The sequence below is a fragment of the Amycolatopsis sp. NBC_00345 genome (assembly GCF_036116635.1).
Taxonomy (GTDB): domain Bacteria; phylum Actinomycetota; class Actinomycetes; order Mycobacteriales; family Pseudonocardiaceae; genus Amycolatopsis.
In genome coordinates, this window is the sequence record NZ_CP107995.1 from 1,771,257 (window position 1) to 1,790,747 (window position 19,491).

6 protein-coding genes are annotated in these 19,491 nt (G+C 73.9%); 2 read left to right on the forward strand and 4 right to left on the reverse strand.

The genetic code is table 11. The annotated features are described in order from the left end of the window. Positions 1 to 45 precede the first annotated feature (45 nt). From OG943_RS08005 to OG943_RS08020, 4 genes are all read right to left on the reverse strand, one after another. Positions 46 to 12,021, reverse strand: coding sequence for an SDR family NAD(P)-dependent oxidoreductase (locus OG943_RS08005; RefSeq protein WP_328609054.1), 11,976 nt, complete (start codon positions 12,019 to 12,021; stop codon positions 46 to 48). Positions 12,022 to 12,170: 149 nt separating this feature from the next. Then, positions 12,171 to 12,959, reverse strand: a complete 789-nt coding sequence (locus OG943_RS08010) for a thioesterase II family protein (RefSeq protein ID WP_328609055.1) — start codon at positions 12,957 to 12,959, stop codon at positions 12,171 to 12,173. Next, positions 12,956 to 13,183 (reverse strand): hypothetical protein, encoded by a 228-nt coding sequence (locus tag OG943_RS08015; RefSeq protein WP_328609056.1) that lies wholly within the window; start codon positions 13,181 to 13,183, stop codon positions 12,956 to 12,958. Before OG943_RS08015 ends, OG943_RS08010 begins: the two co-directional genes overlap by 4 nt. Then, on the reverse strand, positions 13,180 to 15,084 hold the full coding sequence (locus OG943_RS08020; protein ID WP_328609057.1) for an HAD-IIIC family phosphatase: 1,905 nt from the start codon (positions 15,082 to 15,084) through the stop codon (positions 13,180 to 13,182). Before OG943_RS08020 ends, OG943_RS08015 begins: the two co-directional genes overlap by 4 nt. Positions 15,085 to 15,853: 769 nt before the next feature. Here OG943_RS08020 and OG943_RS08025 point away from each other — a divergent pair. Then, on the forward strand, positions 15,854 to 18,328 hold the full coding sequence (locus tag OG943_RS08025; protein WP_328609058.1) for a helix-turn-helix transcriptional regulator: 2,475 nt from the start codon (positions 15,854 to 15,856) through the stop codon (positions 18,326 to 18,328). Between the two features lie 342 nt (positions 18,329 to 18,670). Beyond that, positions 18,671 to 19,450, forward strand: coding sequence for an AfsR/SARP family transcriptional regulator (locus tag OG943_RS08030; protein ID WP_328609059.1), 780 nt, complete (start codon positions 18,671 to 18,673; stop codon positions 19,448 to 19,450). Positions 19,451 to 19,491: the final 41 nt, after the last annotated feature.

Sequence of the window (19,491 nt, forward strand, 5' to 3'; positions counted from 1 at the left end):
TGGCCCGGGGCGGCCGGCCGGCAGGTGCCGGCCGCCCCGGACTCATCAGTGGGACAGCTCGTTGTCGATGAACGCGAACATCTCGTCGTCGGACGCGGTGGTCGTGTCCAGCGCCGTGGTGTCCGCTTCGTCCAATGTGGACATCACGCGCTGGAGCCTCGACCGGAGTTCGGCGCGTCCGGCTTCGTCGGCCGTGCCGAGTGCTTCGTCGAGAGACGCCAGCAGTGTTTCCAGCGACAGCGGTTCCGCGGTCTCGGGCTTGAGCGCCGCGGCCAGTGACCCGGCCAGCGCGGCCGGGGTCGGGTAGTCGAACGCGACGGTCGTCGGCAGCCGCAGGCCGGTCGCGGCACCCAGTTCGTTGCGCAGTTCCACCGCGGTCAGCGAGTCCAGGCCCAAGTCCAGCAGGCCCGTCTCGGCGCCGATCCGGGTGGCGTCCTGGTGGCCGAGCACCTTCGCCACCACCGCGCGCACCTTGTCGAGCACCAGCGGCAGCCGGTCGGGCTCGGCGGCCGCGGCGACGGCCTCGGCGAACGACGGGCCGTCCGCCGCCTTGGCCCGTTTCGCCGGGGCCCTGACCAGCCCGGCGAACATCGGCGGCAGCGTCCCGGAACCGGCCTTTTCCCGCAACAGCGCGGTATCCACCGGCGCGGGCACCACCACGGGGTGCCCGCCGGTGAGCGCGGCGTCGAGCAGCTTCAGGCCGTGGCCGGGCTCGATGGCGGTCAAGCCCAGTGCGGCCAGCCGCGCGAGGTCGGCCGTCGAGAGCGCGTCGCCCATCCCGTCGCCGCCCCACAGGCCCCACGCCAGCGAAACCGCGGGCAGGCCGTGGCCGGCACGGTGCCGGGCCAGTGCGTCGAGGAAGGTGTTGGCGGCCGCGTAATTGGCCTGGCCGCCGGTTCCCAGCACCCCCGCCACCGAAGAGAACAGCGCGAACACCCGCAGGTCCAGCTCCCGGGTGAGTTCGTGCAGATGCCAGGCGGCGTCGACCTTCGCGCGGGTCACGGTGTCGAACCGGCCCGGGGTGAGCGCGCCGATCGTGCCGTCGTCGAGCACCCCCGCGACGTGCAGGACACCGACCAGCGGACGAGCCGCGGGCACGCCGGCGAGCAGCGCGCGCACGGCGTCCCGATCGGCCGCGTCACAGGCCTTCCACGTCGCTTCGGCCCCCAGCTCGGTCAGCTCCCGCACCAGCTCGACGGCCGCGGGGGAGTCCGGGCCGCGCCGTCCGGTGAGCAGCAGGTGGCGGGCGCCGTGCGTGGTGACCAGGTGCCGGGCGGTCAGCCGGCCGAGCGCGCCGCCCGCGCCGGTGATCAGCACGGTGCCCTCGGACAGGTCGAGCGCTTCGCCGTGGGGCACGCGCAGCCGGGTCAGCCTCGGTGTGGTGGCCGTGCCCGCGCGCAGGGTCGCCTGGAAGACCTGCGTGGCGAGCAGTCCGGGCAACGCGCGCAGCGACTCGGTCGTGCCGTCGAGGTCCACCAGGCCGAAGTTGCCCGGGTTCTCCGTCTCCGCACTGCGGATCAGGCCCCACAGCGCCGAGCCGGCCAGGTCGCCGCCGGTCAGCACGACCAGCCGCCCGGTGCCGGGGCCGGCCGCGAGCCAGGTCTGCGCCGCGGCCAGCAGCGCGTGCGTCCCGGCCCTGGTCGAGCCGGCGACCTCGGATTCCGGCGGTGCGGCGACGTAGAGCAGATCGCCGGAACGGCTCGGATCGGTGGCCAGCGCCTCGGTGACGTCCACGTGGGTGGGCACTTCCCAGCCCACGGTGGCGGCCGCCGCGGCGAAACCCGCCGCGCCGGGGCCGACGGCGACGAGCGGTGCGGCCAGTGATTCGGACGGTGACTCGGGCAGCGGCTGGGACACCCAGTCCAGGCCGAGCAAGCCCGTGACCGAGGCGTTCATCGCGGAAGCGTCCGGCTCCCGCACGGTCAGCGCGTCGACCACCGCGACCGGTGAGCCGCCAGGGCCGGCCAGGAGCAGCTGGTACGTGTCCGCCCCGGTCGGCCGCAGGCGCACGCGCAGCGTGGTGGCGCCCTCGGCGAAGACCCGGATTCCCGACCAGGAGAACGGAAGCCGGACGACCCCGGCCGCGGTCGCCGCGCGGGCCAGCGGGTGCAGCGCCGAGTCCAGCAGCGCGGGGTGCAGGACGAACCCGTCGGCCGCGGCCGGTGCCTCCTCGGGGACCGTGACCTCGGCGAGCAGGTCGTCGCCATCGGTCCACAACGCGGTCAGCCCTTGGAACGCCGGGCCGTAGCCGTAACCGTGATCGGCGAGTTCGGCGTACAGGCCCTCGATGCCGACAGCGGTCGCGGTCGGCGGCGGCCACTCGGTGAGGGGCTCCGCCGTGAGATCGTCGTCGCCGAGAGCACCGGTCAGGTGCTGGGTCCATTCGGTCTCGCCGCTCACCGGGTCGGTCTGTCCGGAATGGACGGTGACGGCCCGGGAGCCGTGCTCGTCGGGGCCCGCCACCGTCAGCCGCACCGGGACGCCGCCGGTTTCCGGCAGCAGCAACGGGGTCTGGAGGATCAGCTCGGTCACCGACGCCAAGCCCAGCCGGGCCGCGGCCCACGCCGCGAGGTCGGCCAGCGCCGCGCCCGGCACCAGCACCGATCCGCCGATGGCGTGGTCCGCGAGCCACGGGTACTTCGCGAGCGACAGCTCCCCGGTGAAGACCGTGCCACCGTCGTCCGGCAGTTCGAGCGCCGCCCCCAGGAGCGGGTGGTCCACCGTGCCCAGGCCCAGTCCGGTCGCGTCGGCCGGCACCACCTGGCTGTCGATCCAGAAGCGCTCCCGCTGGAACGCGTAGGTCGGCAGCTCCGAGCCGGCCCCGCGGCCGAGGAACCCGGCCCAGCCGACCGCCGCGCCGCGCAGGTGCGCCGACACGACGGCCGTCGTCGCGGTGACCGGTTCCGGCCGGTCCCGCCGCAGCAGCGCGGCGGCGTGCACCACGGCGTCGTCCGGCAGGCAGCCGGCGACCGCGCCGGTCAGCACCGCGTCCGGCCCCAGCTCCAGGAACCGGGTGACGTCCTGGTCGTGCAGCGCCCGGATGGCGTCGAGCAGCCGCACCGGACGGCGGACGTGGCGCACCCAGTGCGCCGGGTCGGCCAGTTCGGCGTCCGAGGCCGCGGCCCCGGTCAGCGTGGAGACGATGGGGATCCGGGCCGGGTGGAAGGTCAGGCCGGACACCACCGCCTCGAACTCGGCGAGCATCGGCTCCATCAGCGGCGAGTGGAACGCGTGGCTCACGCGCAGCCGCTTGGTCTTGCGGCCCCGCTCGGCGAGCTGCCCGGCGAGGGCCGTGACCACGTCCTCGGCTCCGGAAAGGACAGTCGAGTCAGGACCGTTCAGCGCGCCGATGCCCGCGGCGTCTTCGTGCCCGGCCAGCAGCTCCAGCACCTCGTCCTCGGTGGCCGCGACGGACACCATCGCTCCGCCTTCCGGCAGCGCCTGCATCAGCCGGCCCCGGGCGCAGACGAGCGTCGCGGCGTCCGCCAGCGACAGCACCCCCGACACGTGGGCCGCGGCGATCTCGCCGATGGAGTGGCCCGCCAGGAAGTCCGGGCGGAGGCCGGCGTGTTCGAGCAGGCGGAACAGCGCCACTTCGACGGCGAACAGTGCCGGCTGCGCGAACTCCGTACGGGACAAGGTCTCCGCGCCGTCGGGGTCGGCGACGAGCGCCCGCAGCGACCGTCCCAGCAGCGGGTCGACGGCCGCGCAGACCTCGTCGAACGCGGCGGCGTACTCCGGGCTCGCCGCGGCCAGCTCCAGCCCCATGCCGGGACGCTGGCTGCCCTGCCCGGTGAACAGGAACGCGGTCCGTCCGGCCAGCGCGGTGACTCCCGGCGTGCTCCCGTCGGCGATTTCGGCGAGGTCGGCCAGCAGCTCTCGCGCGTCGGTGCCGACGACCGCGGCGCGGTGCTCGAAGCGGGACCGGCCGGCCGCGAGCGTGGCGGCCACCGCGACGGGATCGGTGTCCATTGTGGTCAGATGCGTGTGCAGGCGTGCGGCCTGAGCCCGCAACGCTTCCGGGGTACGGCCCGAAACGATCCAGGGCACCGCCGGCGGCGGCGAGGCGACGGCCGGGTCCTCGGCCGGCTCGGGCTGCTCCAGGATGACGTGGGCGTTGGTGCCGCTGATACCGTACGACGAAACGGCGGCGCGGCGCGGCCGGTCCACGTCCGGCCACGCTTCCGCGCCGGCCAGCAGCCGGATCGAGCCCGCCGACCAGTCGACGTGCCGGCTCGGCTCGCCCAGGTGCAGCGAACGCGGCAGCACGCCGTGCCGCATCGCCAGCACCATCTTGGCCACGCCGGCGACGCCCGCGGCGGCCTGGGTGTGGCCGATGTTGGACTTCACCGAGCCCAGCAGCAGCGGCCGGTCCGCGGTGTGGTCCCGGCCGTAGGTGGCCACCAGCGCCTGCGCCTCGATCGGGTCGCCCAGCCGGGTCCCGGTGCCGTGGGCCTCGACCGCGTCGACGTCGGCGCCGCTCAGGCGGGCGCTCGCCAGCGCCTGGCGGACCACGCGTTCCTGGGCGAGGCCGTTGGGCGCGGTGAGGCCGTTGGACGCGCCGTCCTGGTTGATCGCCGAGCCGCGGACCAGCGCCAGCACCCGGTGGCCGTTACGACGGGCGTCCGAGAGCCGTTCGACGAGCAGCATGCCCGCGCCCTCGCCCCAGCCGGTGCCGTCGGCGGAGTCGGCGAACGCCTTGCACCGGCCGTCCGGCGACATCGCGCGCTGCCGGCTGAACTCCAGCAGCGTCGCCGGAGTCGCCATCACGGTCACCCCGCCGGCCAGTGCCAGGTCGCATTCGCGGTTGCGCAGTGCTTGCGCCGCAAGGTGAAGCGCGACCAGCGAAGACGAGCAGGCCGTGTCGACCGTGACTGCGGGCCCCTCCAGACCCATGGTGTACGAGACGCGGCCGGACGCGACGCTGCCGGTGCTGCCCGAAACCAGGTACCCCTCGTAGTTCGGTGCCGCGCCACGGCCCTGCAGCCGGCCGCCGTAGTCGTCGTACATCACGCCCGCGAAGACGCCGGTGCGCGAGCCGCGCATCTTCTCCGGGTCGATCGCGGCGTGCTCGACGGCCTCCCACGCGGTCTCCAGCAGCAGGCGCTGCTGCGGGTCCGTGGTGAGGGCTTCGCGCGGGCTCATGCCGAAGAACGCCGGGTCGAATTCGCCCGCCTGGTGCAGGAATCCGCCCCGGTTGGCGATCGACGTGCCCGGCACGTCCGACTCCGGCTGGTACAGGTCCTGCGGCCAGCCGCGGTCGACCGGCAGCTCGGAGGTGGCGTCGACTTCTTCGGTGACGAGCCGCCACAGGTCCTCCGGCGACGAGACGCCGGGGTAGCGCAGGCCCATCCCGACGATCGCGATCACGTCGTCATCGGTGTCCGAAGCGGGCTTCGCGGCCGAGGCGACCACGTCGTCGCTCGCGCCGAGGACCTCGTCCAGGACGAACTTGGCGAGCGAGCGCACCGTCGGGTGATTGAAGGTGACCGTGGCCGGCAGCCGGGTCCCGGTGGCCGTGCCGAGCCGGTTGCGCAGGTCCACCGAGGTCAGCGAATCGAAGCCGAGTTCCCGGAAGGCCCGGTCCTCCTCGACCGGGCCGGAGCCCGTGTGGCCGAGGACTTCGGCGGCCTGCCCGCGGACCAGGTCCAGCACCGCCGCCGCGCGTTGTTCGGCGGGAAGACCGCGCAGCCGGGCGGCGAACTGTGCACCGGGCGCGGCCTGAGCCCGCCGGCGCGGCTTGGCCATCGACCGCAGCACCGCGGGCAGCTCCGGCCCGTCGGTCAGCTTGGCCCGGTCGACCCGGGCGGTGACCAGCGCCGGCGCGGAGTGCGCCAGCGCGGCGTCGAACATGGCCAGGCCTTCTTCGGCGGAGATCGCGGCCACGCCGGTGCGCGCGAGCCGGGCGCGGTCGGCGTCGTCGAGCGTTCCGCCCATGCCGCCTGTGCCGCTGTCGGTGTCCCATAGGCCCCACGCCAATGCGGTCGCGGGGAGCCCGGCGGCGTGCCGGTGGTGGGCGAGGGCGTCCAGGAAGGCGTTCGCCGCGGCGTATCCGGCCTGGCCGGCGGTGCCGACCGTGCCGGCGATCGAGGAGAACAGCACAAACGCGCCGAGGCCGAGGTCCGCGGTGGCCTCGTGCAGATGCCAGGCGCCGACGGCCTTGGGCCGGAAGACGGCCTCGTTGCGTTCCCGGGTGAGGGCGGAGAACGCACCGTCGTCGAGGATCCCCGCGGTGTGCACGACCGCGGTCAGCGGCCGGTCGGCGGGGATGCTCGCGAGCAGCTCGTCCAGCGCGGTGCGGTCGGCCGCGTCGCAGGCCTCGACCCGGACGTCCGCGCCCAGCTCGGTGAGTTCGGCGAGCACGTCGTCGCCGCGCCCGGATCGGTTGGTGAGCACCAGGTTCCGCGCTCCGTGGCGTTCGACCAGGTGGCGGGCGACGAGGCGGCCGAGTGCGCCGGTGCCGCCGGTGACCAGCACGGTGCCGTCGCTCCAGTCCGGGGCGGACGGCCGCGGTTCCGGGGCGGCGTCGGCCAGCCTCGGCACGGTGACCACGTCGCCGTGCACGGCGGCCTGTGGTTCGCCGGACGCGATCGCCCGCTGCAGGGCGTCGGCTGACGCGTCTTCGGCGCGGGCGATCAGCGTGATCCGGTCCGGGTTCTCGGTCTGCGCGGAACGCAGCAGGCCCCAGGCCGCGGCCGTGGCGAGGTCGGTGGTCTCCGGCGTGACGACGACCAGCCGGGACCCGGCGAAGCGGTCGTCGGCCAGCCAGTCCTGCACGAGGGCCAGCGCCGCGGCGATGGCCTTCTTGGCGTGCGGCACGGACAGCCGCGCCACGATGATGTCCGGCGTGGCACCGTCCACTGTGGCCAGTTCGGGGTACGCCGGCCAGCCCGGCGGCACCTCGCCGAGCACCGCGACCGATCCGGCGGGCTCCGCTGACGGTGCGGTGATCGGCTGCCAGCGCACTTCGAGGAGCGAGTCAGCCGGCGCACGCAACGCCGCGGCGGCGGTCGGGCGCAGCGTCATCGCCCGGATCTGCGCGACCTCGGCGCCGTTCTGGTCGGTCACCGTGAGCGAGACCTGGTCCGGCTCACCGGTCGGCCGGGCCCGGACGCGGATCGCGGTCGCTCCGCCGGACAGGTGAACGTCGCTGAAGGCGAAGGGCACCAACGGTTTCGCCGGGTCCGGTGAGCCGAGGACGACCACGTGCAGTGCGGCGTCCAGCAGCGCGGGGTGGATGGTGAAGGCCCCCGAGTCGACGCCTTCCGGCAACCGCGCCTCGGCGTACAGGTCCTCTCCGTCGCGCCACGCGTCGACCACACACTGGAACGCCGGGCCGTAGTCGTAGCCGAGTTCGGCCAGCGTCGAATAGAACCCGTCGGACAGCCGGGTCGCCCCGGAGGGCGGCCACGGGAACGGGGGAGCGGCGGTCGTGGCCTCGGCGTTCAGCGAACCGCTCGCGTGCAGGGTCCATTCGGCGTCCGGCTCGGCCGCGGGCCGGGAGTGCACCTCGATCTCGCGGCGGCCGTCCCGCTCACCGGAGATCAACACCTGCAGCCGGTACGCCCCGGTTTCGGTGAGCACCAGCGGTGCCCGCAGCGTGAGTTCCTCGACCACCGGCGTGCCCAGCCGTTCTCCGGCGAAGGCGGCGAGCTCCACCCAGGCCATGCCGGGCACCAGCACGGCCCCGGCCACGGTGTGGTCCACCAGGAACGGCGCGCTCTCCCGCGACAGCAGGCCGGTGAAGACCGCGCCACCCGCGGCGGCCAGCCGGACGTCCGCGCCCAGCAACGGATGCGCGGCCGGGTCGAGCCCGAGCGCGGCCGTTCCGGCGGACGTCACCGGAGCCAGCCAGTACGTCGTCTCCTCGAACGGGTAGGTCGGCAGCGCGACCGGCGGCGCGGCGGGGAACACGGTGGAGAAGCCGACCTCGGCGCCGGCCGCGTGGGCCGTGCCCAACGCCCGGATCCAGTCCGTGGCCTCGGTTTCCGGGCTGCGGACGAAGGCGATCGCAGTTGTGTCGAGGGTTTCGGCCACCGCCGGCGTCACCGCCGCCGAAGGGCCGATCTCGACGAACACCGTGGCCCCGGCCTCGGCCAGCTCTCGGACGCCGTCCGCGAACCGCACGGTCGAGCGGATCTGGCGCGCCCAGTACGCCGGGGAGGTGAGTTCGCCCGCCGGGGCGCCGGTCACCGAGGAGATCACCGGGATCTCCGGTTCCCGCCAGTCCGCTTCGGCCGCGATCCGCTCGAACTCGGCGAGCACCCCGTCCATGTGCGCGGAGTGGAACGCGTGGCTGACCCGCAGCCGCTTGGTCCGTCGGCCTCGCCCGGCGAGCAGCTGTGCCACCGCCTCGGCCCGGTCCGGATCGCCCGCGAGCACTGCCGACGCGGGGCTGTTGAGCGCCGCGATGTCCACGCCGCCACCGAGTTCGGCGATGGCCGCGGCCACCTCCGCCTCGGTCGCCTCGACCGCGATCATCGCGCCGCCCTCGGGGGCGGCCTGCATCAGCCGGCCGCGGGCCACGGCGAGCTTCGCCGCGTCGGCCAGGCTCAGCACTCCGGCGACGTGCGCGGCCGCCAGCTCACCGATGGAGTGGCCGAGCAGCAGGTCGGGGACCAGGCCCCGCGAGCACGCCAGGCGGTACAGCGCCACCTCGACGGCGAACAGCGCGGGTTGCGTGAATTCGGTGCGGTCCAGCTGAGTGCTGTCTTCGGCGAGGATGATCGGCAGCAGCGGACGGCCCAGGTGCTCGTCGACCGCGGCGCAGACCTGGGCCAGTGCCTCGGCGAACACCGGCTCCCGCTCGGCGAGGTCCCGTCCCATGCCCGCGCGCTGGCTGCCCTGCCCGCTGAACAGGAACGCGACCTTGCCCCCGGCCGCCGTCCCGGTGACGACGTCCGGCGAGGTCCGTCCTTCGGCCAGCGCGGTCAGCCCGGCGGTGAACTCCGCGGCCGTCGTGCCGAATACGACCGCGCGGTGGTCGAACCGGGTCCGGCCGGTCGCCAGCGTCCTCCCGACGGCGACGGGATCGAGCGCCGCCGCCGCTTGCAGGCGCGCGGCCTGCTCGGCGAGTGCCTCCGGAGTGCGCGCGGACAGCACCCACGGCACGAGGCCCGGAACCGGTTGGGGCGGCTCGGTTTCCCGCGGCGACGGGGCTTCCAGGATCACGTGGGCGTTGGTGCCGCTGATGCCGAACGACGACACCGCTGCGCGCCGGGCCCGGTCGGCCGTCGGCCACGGCCGCGCCTCGGCCGGCAGCTCGATCGAGCCGGCCGACCAGTCGACCTTGGTGCTCGGCGTCTCGGCGTGCAGGGTCCTGGGCACCACGCCGTAACGCATGGCCTGCACCATCTTGATCACCCCGCCGACGCCCGCGGCGGCCTGGGTGTGGCCGATGTTGGACTTCAGCGAGCCGAGCAGCAGCGGCTCGTCCCGGTCCTGGCCGTACGTGGCGAGCAGGGCCTGTGCCTCGATCGGGTCGCCCAGAGTGGTGCCCGTGCCGTGCGCCTCGACAACGTCCACTTCGGACCCGGTCAGGCCCGCGGCGGCCAGCGCGTCGGTGATCACCCGGGCCTGCGAGGGCCCGTTCGGCGCGGTCAGGCCGTTGCTCGCGCCATCGGAGTTGACCGCAGATCCCTTGAGCACAGCCAAAATTCGGTGGCCGTGGCGGATCGCGTCGGACCGCCGTTCGAGCAGCACCAGTCCGGCGCCCTCGGCCCAGCCGGTCCCGTCGGCCGCGTCCGAGAACGACTTGCAACGGCCGTCCGGGGAGAGCCCGCGCTGCCGGCTGAACTCGCGGAAGATGTGCGAAGTCGCCAGCACGGTCACGCCACCGGCGAGCGCGAGGTCGCTCTCGCCGTCCCGCAGCGACCGCGCCGCGAGGTGCAGCGCCACCAGCGAAGACGAGCAAGCGGTGTCGACGGTGATCGCCGGGCCTTCCAGCCCGAGGGTGTAGGCGATCCGCCCGGACACCACCCCGGCGGTGTTGCCCGCCAACAGGAATCCTTCGAAACCGGCGGGCGCGGGGTCGAGCCGGGCGCCGTAGTCGTGGTACATCACGCCGGTGAACACGCCGGTCCGCGTCTGGCCCAGACCGCGCGGGTCGATCCCGGCGTGCTCGAAGGTCTCCCACGCGGTGGTGAGCATCAGCCGCTGCTGCGGGTCGGTGGCCAGCGCCTCGCGCGGGCTCATGCCGAAGAAGTCGGCGTCGAACGTGCCGGCGTCGTGCAGGAAGCCACCGTGCCGGGTGTAGGAGGTGCCGGCGTGGTCGGGATCGGGGTCGTACAGCGCGTCGAGGTCCCAGCCGCGGCCGGTGGGGAACTCGGAGATCGCGTCGGTCCCGTCGGCCACCAGCTGCCACAGGCTCTCCGGGCCGCGCACGTCGCCCGGATAGCGGCAGCCCATGCCGACGATGACGATCTCGTCGGTGTTGTCCCTGTCGTCGCGCCGGGAGAGGGGCGCGGCCGCCGGGCGCGAGCCGCCGGCCAGCCAGGCCGCGACGGCGGCCGGGGTGGGGTGGTCGAAGACCAGCGTGGCCGGGATCCGCCGTCCGGTCACGGCCGCCAGCTGTTCGCCGAACTCGACGCCGGCCAGCGAGTCGAAGCCCAGCTCGCGGAAGGTCAGGGCCGGGTCGGCGGCCGGCTGGCCCAGCACCGTGGCCACCGCGGACAGCACGACGGCCAGCGGGTCGCGGCCGGTCACCCGGGCGGCGGTTCCGGTGGGCAGGTCCACCACCGGAGCCGGCGTCATCACGGCGGGCCAGTCGACCGCGGCACCGTGCGCGTGGGCGGCGGCGACGGAGGTGAGCAGCCGCGTGGTTCCCTGATCGCGGCGCAACGTGGGGATCACCGCGGCGTCTTCGCGTTCCGCGAGGATTTGCTGAGCGCCAATGGTCAGCACCGGGTGCGGGCTGACCTCGATGAACAGCCGGTGCCCGGCGGCGAGTGCGGCGGTGAACGCGGCCTCGAACCGGATCGGGGAGCGTTCGTTGCGGAACCAGTACCCGGCGTCGAGGCCGCCGCCGGTCAGCGAAGTTCCGGTGACGGTGGAGAAGAAGGGCACCTCGGTGTCGTGCGGCGCGATGTCCGCGAGGTCGGCGAGCAGCCGCTCGTGGATCGGCTCGACCTGCGCGCTGTGCGAGGCGTAGTCGATGTTGACGGTGCGGGCCCGCACACTGCGGGCGGCGTAGCTCTCCTGCAACTCGGCGAGCTGGGCTGACGGCCCGGCCACCACGGTCGCCGACGGGCCGTTGTACGCGGCGACGGTGATACCGGGATGCCCGGTCAGGTCCTGCTCCACAGTTTCCGGGGGCAGGGGCACGGACAGCATTCCGGTGTCGCCGGCGATCGTGGCCAGCGCCTGCGCACGCAGGGCCACCACGCGGGCGGCGTCGTCGAGCGACAGGGCTCCGGCGATGTGCGCCGCGGCGATCTCGCCCTGCGAGGCGCCGATGACCGCGGCGGGACGCAGCCCGGCCGACTCCCAGAAGCGGGCCAGCGAGACCATCACCGCGAACAGGACCGGCTGCACCACGGCGACGCCGTCCAGCGCGGGCGCGCCGCCGGCTCCCCGCAGCACGTCGATCACCGACCAGCCGGTGTGCCCGGCCAGCGCGGCGTCGCAGGACTCCATCGCCGCCGCGAAGGCCGGCGTCGAATCCAGCAGTTCCACGCCCATCCCGGCCCACTGCGAACCCTGCCCCGGGAACACCAGCACGGGCGGCCCCACCGGCAGGGCGGTCGCGCGCACGACCGCGGGGGAGGCCTCGCCGGCCACCACCGCGTCGAGGCCGGCCACCAGCTCGGCCCGGTCGCGGCCCACGACGACCGCCCGGTGCCCGGCGTGCGCCCGCGCGCCGAGTGACGCCGCGATCGACGCCGCGGAAAGCGCGGGGTACGCGAGCACGTGCGCGCGTACCGCCTCGGCCAGCCCGGCCAGGGCTTCGCCCGAATCGGCCGACATCGGCCAGGCGACCGGCTCGTCGCTGCCTGGAACCCGGTCGGTGTCGTTTGCCACCATCGCCGTGCTTCACCACCTGTAGTCACGCCGCCGGCCCGCCCGGTCGAGGGCGCGCCGAAGGCCGTCCGGAAAAGGGAAACCCCAAGAAAAAGAAACCGTGGTGCCATCGTGTTCGCGCCGGGTAAAGGTCCACTTCACACCGGCTAAAGTCAGCGCGCGCGAGCCCCGGCCGCCGCGGTGAGCGGCGCGGTCACGGCGGCGAGGACGCGGGCGCGCGCCACCGGGTCGGCGAGGAAGAAGTGCCCGCCGGGCACCACGTCCGCGGTGAATCGCGCGGCGGTGTGCGCGCCCCAGGCCCGGACCGAGGAGGAGTCCAGCAGGGGGTCGTCGGCGCCCGCGAAAGCGTGCAGCGCGACCGGCATCGGGACGGCCGGCCCGGCCTGGAAGCTGGTGCACAGCGCCAGATCCGCGCGGATCAGCGCGAGCGCGGGACCGGCCCACTGCGGGTACCGGCGGACCACGTCCGACATCCCGCCCAGGCCGATCAGCAGATCGAGCAGGTCGTCGTCGGACATCGACGGCACGACCTCCAGCGGCGGCGGCGCCGCGGGGTCCCCGAACGCGCCGGTCACCAGCGCCTCCGGCAGCGGCGCGCCCCGGGAATGGCGGCGGCGGGTCAATGCGAACGCGACGAGCGCGCCCATGCTGTGCCCGTAGAACACGTGGGGCGCCTCGAGCCAGGGCGCGAGCTCGGCGTCCAGCCCGGCGACCAGCGCCGCCATGTCTTCGGGGTATTCGTCGTGCAGCCGCCGTTCCCGGCCGGGCAGCTGCACCGGGTGCACGGAGACCCCGCTGCCCACCTCGCGCTGCCAGCCGGCGAACACCGACGCGGTGCCGCCGGCGTGGTGGAAGCAGAACACCCGGGGCCCGCGGCCCGGCGCGGGCGGCGGGTCGACGGCGAGCGAGCGCGCGGTGCCGGTCGGGTCTGCTCCGGTCATCGGGTCGTGGCCACGCCGTAGAGATCGCGCAACGAGCTCGCCACCAGCGCGTCGGGCAGCGACACCTCGTGCCCGGTGTACTGCTCCAGCCGGGTCAGCACGCTCAGCAGGTGCAGGGAGTTCCACTCCGGCAGCTGGTCGAGGTGGACGTCGAGGTCGGCGGGCGTCCACGCCATGCCCAGCTCGGTGTTGAGCAGGCCGATGAAGTCCTCGATCGTGGTCACTGCTTCGGCTCCCTGAAGTCGGCGGTCAGCTCGATGTGCGCCGGCACGGCGGCGATGTCGGCCAGGTCGTGCCGGAAGGTGGCGCTGGTGTCGTCCTCGGCGACGACGGTGAACCCGTTCCGGGGGTAGAACTTCGCGACCTTGGCGTTCTTGGCCGTCCGCCGGTAGGACGCGCGGACCTCCTTCGCGCCGGTCGCCCTGGCGTGCTCCAGCACGGTGCTCAACGTCGCCTGCTCGATCCCGCGGGAGAAGACCCGGCAGCTGAGCAGGAAGTTGTCGATCTCCAGAACGCCGCCGGCGCGGTGCCCGAGCACCGCGCCGACCAGTCCGTTGTCGCCGAACCGGTCCGAGGCGTGCACGGCGAGCAGCAGCGCGCCGGGGTCGGCGGCCAGCTCGTGCACCCGGTCCGGCTGCAGCCGTTCGGTGGTCAGGTTGAACTGGTTGGTGCGCAAGGTGATCTGGGAGACCCGGGCCAGTTCGGCGGCGGTCGGCGGGGCGAGCCGGATCCGCACCCCGAGCTCGGCGAGGTAGTCGCGGACCGAGTCGAACGATTCGAGGAAGTCCTTGCGCACCAGCTCTTCGCGGTACCGCGCCGGCCGGTGCCGGTCGTCGGCGGTCAGCTCCCGGCTGTCGAACCAGCCGTCGGCCAGCAGCGCGGCGACGTGCCGGGCCGGCTCGGCGTCCACTCCGACCACCGCCACCTCGGGCAGTTTTTCGCGCACCAGGCCGCATTCGTACGCGCTGTCGTCGACGAACACCACACTGTCGACGCCCAGACCGAGATCGGTGGCGAGCTCGGCCAGGCGGAGGTGCTTGGGCTGCCAGTCGGCCGAGACCCGCACGAAATCCTCCTCGCGCAACACCATCCCCGGGTGTTCGCGCAGTACCCGGCCGACCGGTTCGAGGTCGTTCTTGCTCACCGCGGCCAGCAGAACCCCCTGTTCGCCGAGCTGCTTGGCGACCCGCTGAAACGCGGCGAACGCCTCGCCACGATGCCCGTCACCGATCTCGATACCCTCGATGCCGTCGTCACCGAGGATTCCTCCCCAGAGCGTGTTGTCCAGGTCCAGCGCGAGCACCTTCTTGGTGCGGCCGGTGAGCACCCGCGCCAGGTGCGCCACCCGGTGGGCGTACCGGGCCAGCAGCTCCGCCGAGAGATGCGCCTTGGCATACACGCTCATCCGCGCGTCGGACAGCGGCACGCCGTCCGCCAGCACGGGGTCCAGGTCGAGCACCACGACGGCCGGGTGGTCCTCGGTCAGGCGCAGCAGCGCCGCGTTCGCCTCCCGCCACACCGCGCCCAGCCGGGCCCGCGAGCGCAGGTCGACCAGCTGGTCGCCGAACCGGGCCGGCAGCGGGATGGTGTTGTACACCAGCACTCCGCGACCGGCCGCGGAGAAGGTGCGGGCGAGCCCGTCCAGCTGGGCCAGCTTGGCTTTGAACGCGGCTTCGACGTCCTCGACCCGCCACGGCACGGGCACCTCGTCGAACACCGTCCACGGGTCGAGCACGCACAGCGCGAGGTCGGGTTCGGCTTGGTAGAGCTCACTCCCGGGGTCCGACAGGGCGAAGAGGTAACTGTCGAAGTCGGTCATGGTGGCGTCCAGCAGCAGGCCGTGCCGGGCCAGTTCCCCGGTGAGCGGGGCACGGATCGCGTCCAGCGTCGAGTGCCCGGTCACCGCGACCCGCACCACCGGCGTGCCCGGGTGCGCGGCGAGCACGCGCTCGGGCCCGAGCCGCTGGAGCAGCGTTCCGGCCTGCCGGAGCTCGGCGGGGGTGGCGGTGCCGAGCCGGGGGGCCAGCTCCGGGTAACGGCCGGGCAGGTCGCCGTCGGCCAGCCGCCGGCGCAGCCAGTCCACCGCCGATCCGGGCGCGCTCGTCGAATCCCTCGTCGAATCCATGGTGCCGATGCTGACGGGGTCCGCTGAATTCACGCTTAGGACCCGCTTAACACCGGCCCGCCGGCGGCCCGTCGCGGTGCCCGGCCCCGCGCGCGATGGCTGTGCTGGAAACGATTGCATGGTCCCCGGCCGCGCTGCGGTAAATGAGCTTGACACCCGTTCCGTCAGCGCGCGCGGCCGGCGGTGATGCCCGGACGGCGGCTCGCGCGCGGGGTGCCCGAGCCTGCCGGCGTGGCCTGCGTCACTCCCGGCTGGCCGCCGCCGCGCGTTCGCGATGGGGGAAGTCCCTTGTCCGGCAACGGGATCGCCGCTGACGGCCGGCGGCACCGGCTTTCCCAGGCGGTGGTTTGTTGGCAATTGAGGACCTGTAGTCCTAGACTCACCCGAAGTAGCGATTCGCCGGCGCTGGGGTGGTGGCCGGCACGTGACCATTGGGGGGTCCGTGGATCGGGGGCGTCATCCGCGGCTGGTCGACACATTCGAGCGAAGCCGGGTCTTCGCGGCACTTTACCGGCTCGGCGGCGGGTTCGTCGAGATCGCGGCCGAGCCCGGAATGGGGAAATCGCGGATCATCGTTGATGTCGACCGCGCCGCCCGGGAGATGGGGCTGCAGGTGCGGTGCCTGCGCTTCAACCCCGCCAAACAGGCTTTCCTGGTCCCCGGCGCGTATTCCCGGGCCGATTCGGCGAATCAGTTGTGGGCCGCGGCGACCGGCTGCGCCGCAGTGCCAGAAACTGCAGCGCCCGGCACCGCAGTGCCAGAAACCGCAGTGCCTGAAGAAGACCCCGCCGACAGCCCGTCTTCGTCCGGGGACAAGCGGGTGCTGCTCATCGACGACGCGCACTACGCCGACCAGCACACCCTGGACCTGCTCGAGGGAATGGTCGACGAGCAGGCCGACCCGCGCGACGGCGACGTGCTCGTCGTGCTCACCCACCGGCCCCGGCAGAGCCCGCGCCAGCTGCGCACGCTGCTCGCCCTCGGGGTCGAAAACGAGAAGGTCGAACGGATCGAGCTGCCGCCGTTCAGCCTGGCCCAGGCCGCCGACCTGGTCGGGCTGAGCAGCGACGACGACTGGCTGGACCGGCTGCACCGGGAGAGCGCGGGGGTCCCGCTCTACCTGCTCGCGCTGGCCTACACCTACCTGGCCCGGTCCACCACCGAGCCCGATCCGTTCGGGGCGCAGATCCCGCGGCAGGTGGCCGCGCTGATCTCCGGCGAGCTGGCGACGCTCGGCCCCGCCGAGGCCACGCTGCTGCGCGCGGGCGCGGTGCTGGGCGACCGGTTCGAGCTCGAAGCCGCCACCGACGTGGCCGGGCTGGCCCACGACGAGGCGCTGGCTTCGGTCACCGAGCTGGTCCGCCGCGATGTGCTGCGCGAGACCGAACGACAGACCGTCTTCGCCTTCCGGCACCAGCTGCTGCGTCAGGTCGTGTACGTGGACCTCGACGTCGACGCGCGGGCGCAGGTGCACAGCGCCGCGCTCGAAGTGCTTGAGGAGCAAGGCGCCGGGGTGGTGCAGCGGGCGGTCCACCTGGAGCGGCTGGCGCACCGCCGCCGTCCGGAGGACGTGGTGGTCCTGGTCGCCGCCGCGCGCGAGCTCATGGCGGGCGACCCGGACGCGGCCGCGCGGTTCCTGGAAGCCGCGCTGCGCGGGCGGAACCAGCCCGCCCGGCGTGCCGAGCTGATTCTGTTGCTGGCCAAGGCACTCGCCGGTACGCGGCCGGCCGAAGCGCGGGACGTCCTGGTGCCGTTGCTCGGCGACCGCGCCGGGACCACGGCCGCCGTCCGGGCCCAGGCGGTCGCGTTGTGCGCCACGCTCGACGCGCTGTCCGGCCGGGCCACCGAGGCGGACGGGATGATCGCGTCCGAACTCGCCGAGCTGCCCGACGACCCGCCGGCCGCGGTCGCCGAGCTGCTGCTCGCCCGCGGCCTGATCGCGCTGACCTTCGGCCACAGCGTCGGGGCCGCCGACGTGGACACCGCGTTCCGGCTCGCCCGCCGGCACGGCAGCGGCCCGTCGCTCGCCGTGGCGCTGGTGCTGCGGGCGTATCGGGGCGCGGTCGAATGCACCGGCTCCGGCGCCGAGGGCGTCGCCGACCACACGCTGTACGACCCGCCCGCGGCCGCGCTCGACCGTTCGGCCGACGCCGACCCCGGCGCACTGGTCCTGCTCGGCTGGTCCGAGCTGCTGGTCAGCCGGCCGGGGCCGGCCGAACGGCACCTGCGGCGGGCGGCCTCGGTGGTCGACAGCCGCGGTCCGCGGCCGCTGGCGCCGCTGGTGAACATCTGCCTCAGCGTGTTGTTGCAGCGCCGCGGCATGTACGCCGAAGGCGGCGAGGCGGCGGCGACCGCGCACCGGATCGCGCTGGAGCTGGACGCCGCGCCGCTGGCGGAGATCGCCAAGGCGCTGGAGCTGCAGTCCGACGCCCACCAGGACGGCGGCACCGCCGTCGGGGGGATCTCCACGCTGCCGATGGGCCGCGGCTGGCTGGGCGTCAACGCGGCGACTTTCCTGGCCTCGGCCGGGGAACTGGACAGCGACCTGCGCCGCTCGGTCGCCCTGATCATCCACAACGGCGGCGGCCGGGACCTGCCGGACCTGCCCGCGATCCTGCGGCCGCGCTGCTATGAGGTGCTGACCCTGGAAGCGCTCATGCACAACGAGCCGCACGCGGTCGCCGAGGACTGGGCCGACCGCGCCCACGAGGCCGCCGCGGCGCTCGACCTGGCGTGCCAGCGGGCGTACGCGCTGCTCGCCCGCGCCCACCTGACCCGGGCGCAGGGCGACCCCGGTGCCGCGGCGGAGCTCTACCGCCGGGCCGGTGGCCTGTTCGGGTCCGCGGCGATGATCGGCGCGCAGGCCCGGGCGTTCAGCCACGCCGCCGAGTGCGCCCGCGAGGCGGGCCAGGTCGACTACGCGCGTTCGCTGCTGGTGCTGGCCAAGGCGATGGCCCGCCAGTGCGGGGCGGGCAAGGTGTACCTGCGGCTGGACGCGCAGCTGCGGGACCTCGACGCGCCGTCGCCCGGCCAGGAGACCGGCGGGGAGACCACGCTGGGCGCGCTCACCGACCGGGAGCGGGAGATCGCCGGGATCGCCGGGCAGGGCAAGCGCACCAAGGAGATCGCCGCGCAGCTGTCGCTGAGCCCGCGCACGGTCGACGTCCACCTCGGGCGCATCTACCGCAAGCTCAACATCGAATCCAGGGCCGAGCTCGCCCGGATCGTGGCCGAAGCGTCCTGACCCCGGGCGGGCCTTTCCGCAGTGTCGCGGACCTCTCTCGCACATCGGCTCCGGCCGGCCTTTGGCGTGCGCGTTCACACCCGGTTCATTCACCGTTCGGGGAGACTACCAGCGAAAGCGCCGCGATGGCCGATGTTTCGCGAACTCAGTGGCATTGTTTACATTTCGGGAATGTCGTTGCATCATGTTCGGTACGACCGCGTATCCGGTTACGTACTCCTTGATTACGTAATTTTGCAGATGTGGCCGCCAAAGCGCCTCTGAAAGACTCGTCCCTGTTCGGGTCCGCAGGGGGACACCCCGCGGACTTTCTGGGGTATGGGGTAGGAGGTCAGAAATCTGATGCGATTCGAGCTCCTGGGTCCTCTTCGGGTGGTCGAGGTGAACAACGGCGTTCCCACTGCATTGACCGTGCTGCCGAGGAAGGTCGCGAATCTGCTCGCGGTGCTGCTCGTGCGCGCCAACCAGGTGGTCTCCGCGGACCAGCTGATCGCGGAGCTGTGGGGGGAACACCCGCCCCGGCGCGCGATGGCCACACTGCACGTCTACGTGTCCCAGCTGCGTCGGTACCTGGCGGTCGGCGGGCTCAATCCGATCACCACCCAGGGGCGCAGCTACTGCCTCGCCGTCGGTCCCGGCGACTGCGACATCGACGAGTTCCGCACGCTGACCCGGGCCGGCCGCACGCACCTGCAGGCGGGCCGGTACGGCGAGGCCTCCGCCGCGTTGAGCCAGGCCCGCGCGCTGTGGCGCGGCCCGGCGCTCGCCGAGGCGGGCACCGGCCCGATCCTCACCGGTTTCACCGTGTGGCTGGAGGAACTGCGCCAAGAGGGCCAGGAGATGCTGATCGAGGCCGGGCTGGCGATGGGCTGCGAACGAGAGCTGGTCAGCTCGCTGTACGCGATGATCGCGGAGAACCCGCTGCACGAGGTCTACTACCGGCAGCTGATGACCGCGCTGTACCGCTGTGACCGGCGGGCCGAGGCGCTGACCGTCTACCGCAAGGCCCGCGCCCGGATCACCGACGACCTCGGGCTCGAGCCCGGCCGTCCGCTCCAGCTGCTGCACCAGGAGATCCTGGGCGCGGACATCGATCTGCGCGCCCGGCCCATCGCGGTCTGAGGGGCCGCACCACCTTTTCGTCTTCACCGCCCGGCCGGCTG